This window comes from Chryseobacterium lactis, from assembly GCF_003815875.1.
Lineage (GTDB): Bacteria > Bacteroidota > Bacteroidia > Flavobacteriales > Weeksellaceae > Chryseobacterium > Chryseobacterium lactis.
In genome coordinates this window covers 1,847,421-1,862,890 of the sequence record NZ_CP033924.1, presented here as the reverse complement: position 1 = coordinate 1,862,890, position 15,470 = coordinate 1,847,421, and the positions used below count along the sequence as shown (strand labels likewise).

Genomic DNA, 15,470 nt, shown 5'->3' with positions numbered 1-15,470 from the left:
GATCCATCTTACCGGTGAATTTTATGTTCCTGAATAATAGTAGCATTGAAATATCCTACCACCTCATCAGCAATTTGTTCTGTTTTTGAAGTATTATCCTGTGAGTAATTGCATAGAAAAACATCAAAGGTAAGTTGCTTAAATTCCGGCCAGGTATGAATGCAGAGATGGGATTCTTTAAGGCATACGGCAGCAGTAAAACTATGATTGTCGAAAATATGATTAGTAATTCCTACAATCTCCACCTCTTTAGTTTTCAGGATACTTTCTGTAAATTCCAGAAACCTGCTGCTGTCTAATAACAAATCTTCTGACTCTGTTTCCAAAGTCAGAAGAATATGTAAACCTTTACTTGATAATGGTTTCAATTAATTTTTTCGTAAATATATTATTTTTTTGGAAGAAAAACCTCAGCAAGCATACATCTTGCACTTCCGCCTCCATTCACTTCGATAGTATTCAGGTCTGAATAGATAATTTCACAGTATTTTTCAATAGCTGTCACCTGATCAGTTGTTAAAGACAGGTAAGCAGTCTGGCTCATTACAAGGAACTTTTCACCTTCTTTGTTTTGTACCTGTAACATATTTCCTGCAAACTGCTGCATTTGCTCTTCGGAAATTTCAACGATTTCTTTTCCTGAATTTTTGATGGTTTCAATCACCTTTTCTCTTTCCAGTTCATCATCGATACAATCAAGGCAGATCACCACAAATTTATCTGCCACACACATCATTACGTTGGTATGATAAATCGGAAGCCTTTCTAAGCCTACAGTCTGGTAAGAGTGGAAAACAACCGGAGTAAATCCGTATTTTGCACAGAACTCTCTGAATAACTTTTCATCCAGTCTTAAAGAAACTGAACCATACGCGATCTTATTATCATGATCAAAAATCATACTTCCTGTACCTTCCAGGAAATGACCTTGCGTTTCTGAGAATGACCAGTCATCAATCTCAGACACTTCAAATCCTTGATCCTGGATACTTTCAATAATATCCTCTCTTCTTTCTACTCTTCTGTTGGAAGCAAACATCGGATATAAAACCACTTTTCCATCTTTATGGAAGCTTACCCAATTGTTTGGGAAAATGGAATCCGGTGTATGAGGGTCTAACGTATCTTTTATTGTAATTACATTGATTCCTTTTCCTCTCAGTTTTCCAACAAAAGTATTGAATTCAGCCAAAGCTTTTAACTGGATATCAGAACCTGTCTGTTCCACCTGAAAGTAATTATTTTTCGCAGTCTCTGCGTTATAACCGAATGCGATCGGCTCTATCATTAATACAGTATCTGTTGTTTGCATCTTTTTAAAGTTTGAGGGTGCTAGTGTATGAGAGTTTGAGAGTCAGATCAAGTAATTAATTCTCCTCTTCTTTTTCAATGGAATTGAATGTACACCACTTTTCTGATTGATTCATCATATTTACCAGCATTCCAATTATTTGGTTATATTGATTATGTAAATTGTAATATTGCTCTTCATTAATTTAGCAGCAAGCATATGCAAATTGAAGCCACGTTTGTGTTTCTCTTGCTTCCCCTTCAGAATCTGTCAGCTTAGCAATAAAGGATTTTTCATATTTTCTTTTTCCCCAAGCTTCACTGATATTAGCCGAAACTGACCTCGAAGATCTTCGTATCTGGTCTGTTAATGAATAAAGTTCTTCTTTCGGAAAAAATTTCTAGAGTTCGTAAATCTGCTGCGCGGTTTCAAAAGATCTTTGATAGACTCTTAGATCCTGATGAAATTTAATCGTCGGCATAATTAATTTATTTAAGATTAAAAAATCGTATTCAAACCGCCCTGCGACACTAAAACTCTCCCTCTCTAATACTCTCCTACCTATAATTACTCTCTCACAAGTGGCATCGTAGAACACCTCAGCAATCCACCCATTTTGGAAATCTCTCTGTAAGGAATCTCTTCAACAGTCATTCCCCATTCGTCTCTTAAGTGGTTGTTCATTCTGGTAAATGTTTTGTCCGAAACAACAACATCAGGAGAAATAGAAAAGATATTCGGGAACATTTCAAACATTTCTTCATCATTGATGTGGAAACAGTTTTCTTCTCCGAAAATATCGATGATTAAACGGTAATCGCTTTCGTCAACAAATCCTTCCTTGTAAATGATACATTTGTCTTTACCAATTGGATTAAATGTACAGTCCAGGTGCAAAATTCCCTCGAACGGAATCTTATCATTTTTCTTTAATTCAAGATCGATAATTCTTTTCTTTGGAAAGTATTCTTTTAAAATTTCAATGGCATACTCGTTGGTTCTCGCCGTTTTATAGTTTCTGTAATCTTCGCTGAAACATGTCCCGATGAAAATGAAATCGTTCCATACGATAACATCACCTCCTTCGATATGCGCCGTTTCCGGAAGATTAATAATTTTTCTCCAGGCTACTTTTTCAAAAACGCTTTTGTACGCTTCCTGTTCATCCGCTCTGTCAGCAATCACGTTGGAAATAATCATTTTATCATCAATGACAAAGGCTACATCTCGCGAAAAAACCTGGTTATAATCCTGAATAATGCTTGGTCGAAGTACTTCAACGTCATATTTTTTTAAAACGGCTTCGAAAGCGTTCATCTCATTGATGATATCCACTTCCTTAGGATAAATATTGTGTTCGATTGAGTAATATGACTTAGCGTCATAACTTTCCTCTAGCGTGGGAACCGGTCCCAGTGAATTAGGTTGGCCTAGCACTACTGACTTTAGCCTTCCCGTTTCGTTTTTAATGTTTAGTCTCATAAAGATTTATGCAATACTACAAATATAAGTAAAGGTCTCTATCTATAAAACTTTTGGATTATTTTATGCCTGAAATTCAGGCTCTGTAATCAAGCCCTTTTAGCGAAATTCTCCCCCCATTTAACAAACTACAGTATAAAGCATACAAAAACATCTACAACCTACTATATTTCATCTACATAAGAACGAAAAAACAGATTTTTTTATAATTTAATATCCTATATTAGTGATATAATTTTCGCGAAATTATATGTATTAAAACCTAACTATTAACATCAAAAACAAAGTTATGAACAAGAACAATCAAGTGCTGAAAAAGGCACAAAAATTAGGAAGAGACCAACAAAAATCTGTCATGGGAGGAGCAATACCTGGCAGAAGATGCTGTGAGTGGGATGACGTCACTGGAAAATGTTTCATCTGGACATGTGACAGATGTATGTGTCCATAAAACTTTCAAGGCCGTTTCCACAAGTTGTGAAACGGCTTTTTATTATAAATCGTTTTACCTCATTTCTATACAACTTACTATATTTCATTCATATAAGATAAAAAAATCATTAAAAAATGAGTTAAAATTCCTATATTAGGGATATAATTTTGCAAGATTATAAAAAATTAAAACTTAACTATTAACATCAAAACAACAAAGTTATGAACAAGAACAATTCTGTGCTGAAAAATGCACAAAAACTAGGAAGAGATCAACAAAAATCAATTACCGGAGGAGCACCCATCTCAGCCGGCAGAAGATGCTGTGAATGGGATAACAATGGGAAATGCTATATATGGACATGTGACAGATGCCAATGTCCATAATAAACTAAACTATCCTCGCCTTAAAGGCGGGGATTTTCCAACCCAACGGAAACATTAAAACTAAATATAAAAAATCAAAGTTATGAACAACAACAAATCTGTGCTTAAAAATGCACAAAAATTAGGAAGAGATCAACAAAAATCAATTACCGGAGGAATCAAATCATCCAGACCAGAAGACTATTGCTGTGAGTGGAATGAAGATGGCAGCTGCAGAATCTGGACATGCGGTAACTGTGTTTGCCCATAAAAATACTCAACCTGCTTTTTCAAGCAGGTTTTTTTATCTTGCTCTGTTTTCTTCTTCTGTTCTCTGAACTTCCTTTGCCTGATACTTTGAATCTCCAAAGCTATAACTAAGTGAGAAGAAAAACCTACTGCTATCCCACCAATGTCGCAACCGATTATCCATAATCTGTTTATGTCTGAATTCCAGGCTCTGATCATTAGAATCGAAGATATTATTATACCCCAGCTTTGTATTCAGTTTATTATCAAGCCATGATTTCTGAATGGATAGATCTATGCTATAACGTGGTTTGATGATGTAAAGACTGTTTCCAGTTTTTGATTCATAATTAGCAAATAGATTAATAATGTATCCTTTGGGTAAAGTAAAGACCTGATTTAGTCTTATTTCATAATTATAAATGCTCAATGCAAAAACGTCGCCAAGGTAAGGTCGGAATTCGTAGTTGTAATATCCGGCAAACTGGCTGGTAATATTCCACCACTTTGTCATTTTTATGGGAAAACTTGTCTCCAAAGAAGCAAAATTCCTGTATGGTAAATTCGTCCCCAGATATTCTAATACATTTGTTTCGGGATTGTAAATGAGATAACGTGTCATTACATCTTTTTCCTTTCCAAAGGTGATACTTGTAATCCAGTTTTTATAACGATAAGTTGCTTTGATCTGCGTGGTAAAAGAGGGCAACAGATAGGGGTTTCCTATCCAATAGTTTAGGGGACTGAAATAAAACCGGAACGGATTAAGTTGAGAGAAAACCGGTCTTGTTATCTTCCTGCTGTAGGAAAGCGACAATTCATTGGACTTATTAAAAGAATAGCTTGCACTGAAAGACGGCAACCATTCAAGATAGTTTCGTGAAACAATAGAATCTACAGTGACGGCATTGGAAATACTTTTTGTATTTTCAAATCTTAAGCCCGCATTCACCTGAAGTTTACCAAATGTTTGCTTGTAGGCCAGATAACCGGCAAATACTTTTTCTTTGTACGAGAATATATTGCTTCTCGTGGCGTCAAATACAAACTGATTCCCCGTTGACAGCGTATCGTACCGGATATTGTTATTGGTATCTGAGTGGCTGTATTTTATTCCCCCTTCAAGATCTGCAGTTCCTATTTTTTGAGAAACATCAATCTGAGCTGTATAAATATCAATTTTATTAAAAAGATCAGATTTCCAGTAAGACAGTAATTTAGAAGAGGGCTGATCTCTATTTATAAATTCATCCTGCTGTTTATTTTTTACAGACAGATAATTGCCTAAAAAGCTTATTCTAAATCCCTTGTTCTGAAAAGAATAATCAGTAGTTACTCCATAATTATTCTGTGAATAATCAATCGGGTTTTCACTTCTGGTGTTAGAAACAACCTCTGTTTCACTCTTATCAGTGGTATACAATGATCCTGTACGGGTACGGTCATTTTCTCTTAAACTACTTCTCAGATTCAAACTGAATCTATTTTTAGCATTTAACCGGAAATCTGCACCTGCCTGAATACTGTAAACCGATCCTTTATCTTTCTGATTGGTGTTAGTCCGCATGACATTGGTATTGGCCAATCGTTGCAGAGCATTATACCGATAGGTGGAAATCCCATCATTCAATCCCATCGACAAACTGTAGGCTACTTTTTCGGTATTATAGGATAGATTTAATGCGTTTTCCCTGTAATTAAACTTATTAACATATATATTTCCATTATAATTTCCTTTCAAGCCGAGATGGGTATTCCTTTTTAATCTAATATCAATAATTCCTTTAAATTCCGCATCATATTTTGAAGAAGGATTGGCATTAACTTCCAAAGATTCTACCATTTCAGGAGATAAAGACCGTAAATACGCCTGAAGTTCCTGGCTACTCATCACAACAGGTTTTCCGTCGATAAATATAGCCGATGTTATTCTTCCGCCAATAAAAATTCCATCTTCCTGATCGACGGTCACCCCCGGAGTTTTTTTTAATACTTCGAAGAGATTGGTTGAAGTTTTAAAATCTTTATTCCCCGAAACACTCATGACCAGATTTCCATTATTCAATTTTACAGTTCTCGGAACAGATTGAATAATGACTTCTGAAATATTTGTTGTAGACGGCTTCGATTTAGTAAGCGAATCTGATACTTTTTCTGTTGCAACTTCCTGGGCTTTCCCAAAAACTGACAGAAATAACAACATGAGGAGAAACCATAATTTGAACATCATAAATTTTATTTTTTATGAGATCAAAAGTATCAGCTACCAATAAGAATTGGGTTTTGAAGTTTAAATTCCGCAGTACGAAATTATAAATTGAGACTATGAAACTCAGTCTCAGAAGGCATTTGCATCTGCTTATATAAAAGAGGTGTTGTATTCTTTATTTTCTTGAACGTTGAAAAGAACGTTGATTTTGAGTTGAATCCTACCTCATAACCAATTTCTTCAATTTTTAAATAGGAACCATTTTCAATTTTCTCACAAGCTTCCCCGATCCTATATTCATTGATATAAATGGAAAAACTTTTACCCAAATTATCATTCAGCAATTGAGAAAGCTGATGGGCAGACATATTCATTCTGGACGCGAGATCACTTAATTTTAAATTTGGATTCTTATACAATTCTTCAGCATCCATTAATCGTTCTAATTTCGAAGCAAAACTATCCGCCTGTACTCCTGAAATTTTCTTGTTGGAATATTTGTGAGCCTCTTTAGTTGCTATCTGCTTATTTTTTTTGTTGAATAAAATAAGGAAATTAGCATACAGCACAAATGAAAATACCAGACTTCCTCCTGCACAGTATATTTGTACCCAACCCGTGGAAATTAATTGATAGGTTAAAAAGATGATGACGTTACTTATTAAAACCGGAAGAACAAATTGATTGGGACTTTTACTATTTTGTTTTGAAAATTGATAATACTGATATACTGCAAGAAATACAAATACAGACCATGCTGTATAAATGAAAGTTCCGAAATAATGATCCCAGGTAATCGGAAAAAATAAGTAAAGCAATCCGACAGCTCCTAAAATAAAGGTTACTATTCCAAACATTTTCCGACAGCTCCTTTGATCAAATTCTTCCTGCTGAAAAGAAGATTTAATGTAATAATATAAAGCTGGTCCTGTAAAGAATAATGCAGACAAACCAAGATGTGGAATAACCCTGGGTAATTCAGGATAAAAGTACATACAAACCGCAATCCCAACTCTTATACTTAACATTAAAAGCAAAACCCCCAAAAAGAAATCCTGTAAATTTTTCAGCCTTTTAACGAACAACAGATAAATACCAAGCAAAATCCCATTGAAAGCTCCCAAGGCACTGAAAAAAAATAATATATGCTGTCCGAAGGTCATGATTTATTCATTTTTATTTTTTAAACACAAATTGCACAAATAATTTCACAAGGTGCACTAATTTATGATCACTGAACAGATCTATAATCATTTTATCAATAGATATCAACTTTTTGACTTCGAAGCTGCTCATTGTAAATTTAATAAATTATTGAATTCAATTTCAATAACATATAAAAAGATTCATTTTAATTGGATGTTTGGGCGGGCTAAAGCCCGCCCCTATTGAATATCAAAATGCCATTTAAGGAAAAATCACATTAATTTCCGATCAATAGAAACGGACTTTAGTCCGTTTAATCATATAGGGCCCTAAAAACAAAAAAAATCCCAAAGCAAGCCTTGGGATTTTGATATGGTAGAAGCAAATATTATCTGCTTGCGATATCGATATAGTTTCTTTCCTGAGCACCTTGGTACACCTGTCTTGGTCTTCCGATTGGGTCTCCTTTCAATCTCATTTCTTTCCATTGAGAAATCCATCCCGGTAATCTTCCTAATGCAAACATTACGGTAAACATTTCTGTAGGAATTCCTAATGCTCTGTAGATAATCCCTGAATAGAAGTCTACGTTTGGATATAGTTTTCTTTCGATGAAATATTCATCTTCAAGAGCTACTCTTTCCAACTGCATAGCAATATCAAGAGCTTTATCCTGAATTCCTAATGCGCTAAGAATATCGTCAGCAGCTTTCTTGATAATTTTTGCTCTTGGGTCGAAGTTTTTGTACACTCTGTGTCCGAATCCCATTAGACGGAAGTTATCATTCTTATCTTTCGCTTTAGCAACATATTTAGATACGTCACCACCATCTTTCTCGATTAGCTCAAGCATTTCGATTACTGCCTGGTTAGCTCCACCGTGAAGTGGTCCCCAAAGTGCAGATACTCCAGCAGAGATAGAAGCAAAAAGACCTGTATGAGCAGAACCTACCATTCTCACTGTAGAAGTAGAACAGTTTTGCTCGTGGTCAGCGTGAAGGATTAATAATTTATCTAAAGCACTTACAACTACCGGATCGATTTCGAAATCTGCGTTTGGTAATCTGAATGCCATTTTGTAGAAGTTTTCTACATAGCTTAGGTTGTTGTCTCCGTGGTTTAATGGTAAACCTTGAGTTTTTCTGTACGTCCAAGCACAAAGGTGAGAGAATTTAGCGATCATCAGCTCAGCTGCATGATCCATTTCTTCTTTAGAGTTTACGTTAACGGCTTTCGGGTTGAAAGCAGTCAATGCAGAAGTCATAGAAGATAAAACTCCCATAGGGTGAGCAGAACGAGGAAAAACATCAATGATCTTTTTCATCTCATCTGCGATGAAGTTATATTTTTTAATATTGTTGTCGAAAGAAGTAAATTGGTCCTGAGTAGGTAATTCTCCATGTAATAAAAGATACATTACTTCTGTGAAGTTAGATTTTTCAGCAATCTGTTCGATTGGATAACCTCTGTAGAATAATTCCCCTTTATCTCCGTCTAAGTAAGTGATGTCGCTAATAGTAGCTCCTGTATTTTTGTAACCTAAATCCAGAGTGATTAAACCTGTCTGGTCTCTTAATTTTGAAATATCAATCCCTCTGTCTCCGATAGTACTATCCACGATAGGATATTCATATGAATTACCGTCGTAATTCAATATTACTTTGTTGTCTGACATTATTTATTTTTTTTTAAATATACTACTTTCCATAAAATACGGCAAACAAAAATTATCGCTTGCCGTTATTTATAAATTCAATTATCTTTTAATTTTAAATGCTTCTAAACCTGGGAAAATTGCAGTTTCACCTAACGCTTCCTCGATTCTCAACAGCTGGTTGTATTTTGCCATTCTGTCTGATCTTGAAGCTGAACCTGTTTTGATTTGTCCACAGTTCATTGCTACTGCTAAATCAGCAATGGTAGCATCTTCAGTTTCTCCTGATCTGTGAGACATTACTGAAGTGAATTTGTTGTTCTGAGCCATTTGTACAGCTGCCATTGTTTCAGAAAGAGAACCAATCTGGTTTACTTTTACAAGGATTGAATTCGCAATACCTTCTTTTACTCCTCTTGATAATCTTTCTACGTTGGTTACGAATAAATCGTCACCTACCAATTGAACTCTGTCACCGATTTTATCCGTCAACATTTTCCAACCTTCCCAGTCATCTTCCTGCATACCGTCTTCGATAGAGATGATTGGATATTTAGCAGCTAATTCTGCAAGGTAAGAAACCTGTTCTTCTCTTGATCTGTGAGCACCTTTGTCTCCTTCAAATTTTCTGTAATCGTAAGTTCCGTCTTTGTAGAATTCTGAAGCAGCACAGTCTAACGCCAACATAATGTCGTCGCCAGGCTTATATCCTGCTTTTTCGATAGCCTGAAGTAAAGTATCCAAAGCATCTTCAGTTCCATTGAACGTTGGTGCAAAACCACCTTCGTCACCTACAGCCGTAGAAAGACCTCTTCCTTTAAGGATAGACTTTAAGTTGTGGAAAATTTCAGTTCCTTTTCTCAAAGCATGAGAGAAAGAATCTGCTTTTACCGGCATGATCATAAATTCCTGGAATGCGATAGGAGCATCTGAGTGAGATCCACCATTAATTACATTCATCATTGGAACAGGAAGTGTGTTTGCATTTACACCACCAACATATTTGTATAAAGGCATTCCTAATTCTGCCGCAGCAGCTTTTGCTACAGCTAAAGAAACCCCTAGAATTGCATTAGCACCTAAATTTCCTTTATTAGCCGTCCCGTCAAGATCAATCATAATCTGATCAATATAATTTTGTTCGAAAACCGGCTGGCCAACTAAATTCTCTGCAATTATTTCTTTTACATTTTCAACAGCTTTCAAAACCCCTTTCCCTTGGTATTCTGAACCTCCGTCACGTAATTCTACGGCTTCATGTTCTCCTGTAGATGCTCCTGAAGGAACAGCAGCACGGCCCATTGCTCCGCTTTCTGTGAATACATCCACTTCGATTGTAGGATTACCTCTGGAATCTAAAATCTGTCTTGCTTCTATATAAGAAATTGCACTCATTTTTTATTTTTTTTAGTTTAGACAAATTTAATTAAAATTTAACTTTTAAGGGCATTCCAGCGGGATTTTTTTGATATAATTCGAAGTTAAATTTTAGTTAATTTATATTATGATAAGTCTAAGTTTGAAACAATAAAAAAACCTATTTCGATGTGATCTCAAAACAGGTTTTCTAAAAAATATCTATTGAATCTTCTTTTCATCGGGAGTATTTACAAAAACACTCTTCTTTTCTGAGTCTATCCCCCAGTTAAGACCTAAAAAGGAAATCAGATTATCTTTTTCGCCGTAATTTTTCCCAAATGCGGCATTGATATATACTTTGTCCGAAACCTTATAGGCAATCAAACCACTGGATCGAAATGTTTTATCAAGATCATTAATACGATAGATATACTCATAAGAGATAGAAAATCTTTTGTAAGTAAATTCAGCTTTCCCACCGAAATCATAATTTTTAGATCTCAAGAACTGCCGATTGTCATCTAAATTTGTTCCGTCATCTAAGAATCTTACAATTCCATAGAAATTCAGGGTCTTTTCAGCATCCGGTTTATCTTTTTTTGTAAAATCAAATCCGGTATTAAGCGTTAACCAAAATCCCAGTTTTCCGAAATGGTTATTTGAAAATTTATTGTCAGAGAAAAAAGTACTGTAACCACCGGCAAAATCGACAGAAAAAAGGGGTGGCGCTTCCAGTAAATTTCTGTAATAATCTACTTTGTTCGCTTCTTTTACGTTTTCATCATACTTTTTCAATAATTTTTTTGAAAGTTCTGTTAGTAATTTCTCACAATCAGCATCATTCAAATGATCATCAATGCATTTTTGTTCAATCTTTTTACCTTCTTCTTTTCTTTCTTCCCCACTTAAATACATGCTTATCAATTTTAATCTGGCTTTTTTTGCAGAATCCTCTTTTACTATATTTTTAAGATTATCCTGAGTTCTGATCCTGATAAAAGTACCTCTTGCACTGATTGAAAATGCAGGATTTTTGATATCATCATCCGCATTTAATACAAGGTCTCTAACAAATCCTAATGAAACTGAACTCTTTTTAATTTCTGTAAAAATATTTTGTTTATATATTTTTCCATTATATTCTTTAAACCCGGCATATTTTAGTGAATTCATATTTTTTGAAGGAAGCAACCAGTACGGAGTGATTTCAAAAGCATAAGCATCAGGAATTCCTTCACTTTTTTTAAATGAGTTTACTAAGCTTAAAACAATAGCCTTTTTTGATTTTGGAGTTTCTAATTCCGAAGGAGAAATTCCAAGCAAAATAACTGATGGCGGGTTTGAAATAGCAAGTTCTTTAAGTTCAACTGCTACCTCTTTTTCTTTGGCAGTGCTGGCTTGTGATCTATAACCATGTAGAGCAATAAAAGTCAACAGCACAAAAAATATTTTTTTCATGATATTTTATTTTATAGTGATTACTTTCACGATGACAATTCTTCCCATAGAATCCAAATCAGCCTGTGTATTATTAGCAAAAGGAAACACCTTACTTTTCTGTCCCATCAAAGTATATGTTATATTAGTATGCTGCATTGCATTATCTAAAACATTTGCATTAATACCGTTAAAATCAAAGAGATGACGAATTCGGAGCCTTCTGCCCTTCATGACGTTTACTTGTATTTCATTCTCAGATCCGTCATACAAATCATTATCATCTAAAAAATATCTCACATTCGTATTTAGCTGAGCTTCGGAAGATATATTGATTACCAAAACATAATCGATATTCTCTTCAGTTAACTTAAACGTTTTAACTGATCTTTTGGTTAAAGTTTTCATGATTATATGTTTAAAGGTTATTTATTTTCTAGGTGAAGGCGATAACAGGCCGGCCAGGGCACCTATCGCTCCTGAGGAAATGGTGGCAAAAATTGTTACCAGCTGGCTATCTGGTTTTTCTTTGCTATGAACAGAAAGAAGGATCAAGCCGGCAATGATGGCAATAATGGCCAGACCAAGCATAAGTACAATGATCCTGTAGATCCAGTAATCGGTATCTTTGGGATTTCTAATTTCCACTTGTCTTATAGCATCTACAGGATTTATTTTAAATTTTTCCTGAAGATCGATATTGCTTTTTATGGCAGCTTCCAGATCTTCGATACTATCGTTAATTAAAGTTTTCATGGCTATTTGTTTTTTATATATCAAATTTCCCACTAAAAAACACGCCGGTCAATTACACAAAAGGGTGATTATAAAAACGACAAAACAGCACCATGAATGATACTGTCTTGTAGTTTTATAATCTTACTTCGAATTCCAGAACTGTTGAAGAATCCTGCGATAGGACCCTGCATTCACCATTCAATTCCTTCATCCTTCTTTTCATATTCCGGAGACCGTTCCCTTCCGGTTGACCATCTGGAATTCCAATTCCATTATCTGAAATGATCATCGAAAAGGTATTTTTTTCTTGAGAAAAAGATAGTTTCGTGGTATTGGCCCGACTGTGTTTGTACACATTATTCACTGCTTCTTTTAAACATAAAAAAAGATTACGCCGGAGTTCCGTGGAAATCGGAGTTTCATCAACAATATCTTCACATTCTGAATGCAGGATTATCTGTGTCTTTTTTAAAAAATTTCCTGTATACACTATGGCATACTCGATAAAACTACCTAAGGAATCATTACCGGAATTCAGGCTCCAAAGCATTTCCCGCATGGATATATTCATTTCTTCTGAAGTTTTCAGAAGTTCATCAATATCGCTCTGTAAATCGTCATCTTCTGCTTTTTGTTTTAAAAATTCTGCCTGAAGTTTCAATGCGGAAATACCCGCTCCCAGATCGTCATGCATATCATGAGATATCCTTTGTCTTTCAAGTTCTATAGATTTCTGTGTTTCAAGTTCTTTCTGGAGAAGTTGATTGTGGTATTCGGCTTCCTTGAGTTGCTGTTCTTTCTGATATAAGACCTGTTTCCTGTTATACATTAATACAACGAAAATAATAAAGCCCACAAAAAACATCATTATAAATATTGCAATAATGTAAGTAAGTTTTATTTCATTGGGAATAGCATTCATACCTTACAAAATAATGATTTTAATAGAATGAAATAAAAAATAATATTGACGTATTGAAATATTAAATCTATTTCCAGAAGAAATCTACGATCTTCGGTATACAAAAAATACAGCGGAATCATTTTAAAAATAAAGAAAGTAACCCACATAATCATTCCGGAACTTACCCAGAATAAATTCTTGTCTGTAATCTTATTTTGGTTGATCTCTTTTATTTCCTTGTGAAACCATAAAAGGGGTAATGAAATAAACGATGATATCAGCAAACCTATTATTTTAATATCATAAGGATTAGAAATTGAAAAAAGACAAATAACTGATATCAGGACGCCTATCGAAAAGACCATTTTAAATACCCGCCTGCTGAAAACCTCTCTGTAATACCAAAGAAAAAACAAGCTGTAAAAAGCCATAGCGATTGCATGAATATTATACTGTACATATGGATATCCATAATACATATATACATCCGTGACAAAAACTGCCAGAAAATAGATCCAAAGTTTTTTCGGATAATTTCTGGCAGTTAATGAAATGACTAAACATATCAAGGCTAAAGATATGTAGACATGATATAAAATATTCACATCAGTCATTATGCATTTTAATAAGGAGGCCGTGTCGGGTTTACATCCTGATTGAGGTCAATCGTCAGGTTAGAAAAAATTATTTTCCCACTGTCATCCGTCACTTTTTCAAAGAAAGAAAACTGTCCGCAGTTGAAAAAATTATAAGGAGAAACTCCGGTTATAAGATCGATCAGGTCGAAAGAGACGATACATGTTTCCAGGAACAGCTCGTTATTTTTACCATTCAATGCAGATTCGCATAATTTTGTAAAAGATTCATCATTCTGGACGTAAACTGTTCTTGTATTTTTTTTGGAGAAACCATTTTGTACAAAGCACTCATCAAATATTATTGCTGAAGACTCTTCAAAATTTTGTTGATACCTCGGAAAATCTTTAGTGATATCTTCTGTCTGATCCACATCCAGCACAAGAATTCTTTCATCACTTCCCTCAGCTCCGAGCGCAAAGGTAATGATGGAGTTTCCTTTTTTGTCCGCCGGAAGTTCAATAATATCCCATACAAGTTTACGTTCTGTCTTAAACTTAGCCAGTATTTCCGGGATCACACTTTTCCTGATCTGAAAGTCATAATGGAAATCCGCCATTCTTTTATGATTCTTTAAATTCCCTCTCAATTTCGCAGCTCTTGCATTGGTAATGGGGCCAGAATAGATCTTATTATACGTTTCAAAGAAATTACTAAAATCCAGCTCAGTCAATGATGATCTGATGTGATCTACCCGATCCGGTGTTTCTGCGTCGAGATAGGCTTGCAATGCTGCCAACAGCTTGTTTAAATTTTCATTCATGATTTCTTAGTTTTTAGATTGGTTAAGTTTATTTATTGCCTCCACTTTGTTACTGACGTGAAGTTTTCTGTAGATATTTCCGACATGTTTTTTTACGGTGTCGATGCTGATGAATTTTTTATCGGCAATTTCTTTGTACAGCAGTCCCTGCGCAAGAAGTTCTAGGATTTCCTTTTCGCGTTCTGTCAGTTCATCAAAACCTTTGATTTCGGGGATTTTTTTTTCAAAGTGCTGGAGGACTTTTCGGGCAATAGAAAAGCTCATTGGTGCACCGCCGTTATAAACGTCACGGATGGAGGAAAGGATCTTTTCCATACTTTCTCCTTTAACGAGATAGCCCATAGCACCGGCTTTTAAAGAGTTAAAAATTTTATCATCATCTTCAAAGCTGGTACACATGATAAATTGTGTATCCGGCATCTCTTTTCGCAACTTTTCTATAATTTCGATGCCCAGCATATCCTGCAGCTGAATATCCATCATTACAACATCCGGAGCCATAGCGGAAAGATTGTCCATAGCATCCTTCCCATCAAAGAACTGAGCAATTACTTTCATATCCTTTTGGTAATTGATCACTTTCTTCAACGCATTGTTGTAGTTTTTTTCGTCTTCTACTATGGCAATGGAAATGCTCATGTCTTTTTTGTTTGAAGCAAATTTCAACAGAAAACACGTCGAAAACAATTACACTTTTGTGTAATATTGAGGTTTAAGTTTCAGGTTATGGTTTGCGTTTTAACTCTATTAAATTTAATCAATTTATTATTTCAAAATCATGTTTATTTTAAATAAATTTTAACA

15 protein-coding genes and 1 pseudogene are annotated in these 15,470 nt (G+C 34.9%); 2 read left to right on the top strand and 14 right to left on the bottom strand.

The features are described from left to right. Positions 1-8: 8 nt before the first annotated feature. The 4 genes and pseudogenes from EG342_RS08065 to EG342_RS08050 all read right to left on the bottom strand — a co-directional run bounded on the left by EG342_RS08065 (position 9) and on the right by EG342_RS08050 (position 2,773). Complete coding sequence (locus EG342_RS08065) at positions 9-368, bottom strand: S-adenosylmethionine decarboxylase family protein (RefSeq protein ID WP_103289204.1); 360 nt, start codon at positions 366-368, stop codon at positions 9-11. Between the two features lie 20 nt (positions 369-388). Then, positions 389-1,312: a citrulline utilization hydrolase CtlX gene (gene ctlX / locus EG342_RS08060; protein ID WP_103289203.1), complete on the bottom strand. Its 924-nt coding sequence runs from the start codon at positions 1,310-1,312 to the stop codon at positions 389-391. A gap of 184 nt (positions 1,313-1,496) precedes the next feature. Then, positions 1,497-1,679, bottom strand: a pseudogene (locus EG342_RS25675) (four helix bundle protein); the annotation flags it as partial. Between the two features lie 179 nt (positions 1,680-1,858). Continuing rightward, entirely contained in the window at positions 1,859-2,773 is a 915-nt protein-coding gene (locus tag EG342_RS08050; RefSeq protein ID WP_103289202.1) for a dimethylarginine dimethylaminohydrolase family protein, read from the bottom strand. A gap of 654 nt (positions 2,774-3,427) precedes the next feature. Here EG342_RS08050 and EG342_RS25110 point away from each other — a divergent pair. Both EG342_RS25110 and EG342_RS25105 read left to right on the top strand, forming a co-directional pair. Next, on the top strand, positions 3,428-3,592 hold the full coding sequence (locus EG342_RS25110; RefSeq protein ID WP_164465136.1) for a hypothetical protein: 165 nt from the start codon (positions 3,428-3,430) through the stop codon (positions 3,590-3,592). 82 nt (positions 3,593-3,674) lie between these two features. After that, the gene (locus EG342_RS25105) at positions 3,675-3,842 is read left to right on the top strand and encodes a hypothetical protein (protein ID WP_164465161.1); all 168 of its coding nucleotides are present in this window, start codon (positions 3,675-3,677) and stop codon (positions 3,840-3,842) included. Between the two features lie 33 nt (positions 3,843-3,875). Here the strand turns inward: EG342_RS25105 and EG342_RS08045 are convergent, their stop codons facing one another. The 10 genes from EG342_RS08045 to EG342_RS08000 form a co-directional block, all read right to left on the bottom strand. Then, entirely contained in the window at positions 3,876-6,050 is a 2,175-nt protein-coding gene (locus EG342_RS08045; protein ID WP_103289201.1) for a TonB-dependent receptor domain-containing protein, read from the bottom strand. Between the two features lie 80 nt (positions 6,051-6,130). Next, entirely contained in the window at positions 6,131-7,192 is a 1,062-nt protein-coding gene (locus tag EG342_RS08040) for a helix-turn-helix domain-containing protein (protein ID WP_103289200.1), read from the bottom strand. A 371-nt stretch (positions 7,193-7,563) separates the two neighbouring features. Next, complete coding sequence (locus tag EG342_RS08035; protein WP_103289199.1) at positions 7,564-8,850, bottom strand: citrate synthase; 1,287 nt, start codon at positions 8,848-8,850, stop codon at positions 7,564-7,566. Positions 8,851-8,931: 81 nt separating this feature from the next. Beyond that, the gene (gene eno, locus EG342_RS08030) at positions 8,932-10,224 is read right to left on the bottom strand and encodes a phosphopyruvate hydratase (RefSeq protein ID WP_103289198.1); all 1,293 of its coding nucleotides are present in this window, start codon (positions 10,222-10,224) and stop codon (positions 8,932-8,934) included. 183 nt (positions 10,225-10,407) lie between these two features. Next, positions 10,408-11,646: a hypothetical protein gene (locus EG342_RS08025; protein ID WP_103289197.1), complete on the bottom strand. Its 1,239-nt coding sequence runs from the start codon at positions 11,644-11,646 to the stop codon at positions 10,408-10,410. A gap of 6 nt (positions 11,647-11,652) precedes the next feature. Beyond that, on the bottom strand, positions 11,653-12,033 hold the full coding sequence (locus EG342_RS08020) for a hypothetical protein (protein ID WP_103289196.1): 381 nt from the start codon (positions 12,031-12,033) through the stop codon (positions 11,653-11,655). A 21-nt stretch (positions 12,034-12,054) separates the two neighbouring features. Beyond that, positions 12,055-12,381: a hypothetical protein gene (locus EG342_RS08015; RefSeq protein WP_103289195.1), complete on the bottom strand. Its 327-nt coding sequence runs from the start codon at positions 12,379-12,381 to the stop codon at positions 12,055-12,057. A gap of 115 nt (positions 12,382-12,496) precedes the next feature. Continuing rightward, positions 12,497-13,285 carry a sensor histidine kinase gene (locus EG342_RS08010; protein WP_103289194.1) on the bottom strand — a complete coding sequence of 263 codons (789 nt, stop codon included), beginning with the start codon at positions 13,283-13,285 and terminating at the stop codon, positions 12,497-12,499. 604 nt (positions 13,286-13,889) lie between these two features. Next, on the bottom strand, positions 13,890-14,666 hold the full coding sequence (locus EG342_RS08005) for a hypothetical protein (protein WP_103289192.1): 777 nt from the start codon (positions 14,664-14,666) through the stop codon (positions 13,890-13,892). A gap of 6 nt (positions 14,667-14,672) precedes the next feature. Continuing rightward, positions 14,673-15,305 (bottom strand): response regulator, encoded by a 633-nt coding sequence (locus EG342_RS08000; protein WP_103289191.1) that lies wholly within the window; start codon positions 15,303-15,305, stop codon positions 14,673-14,675. Between the last annotated feature and the right edge of the window lie 165 nt (positions 15,306-15,470).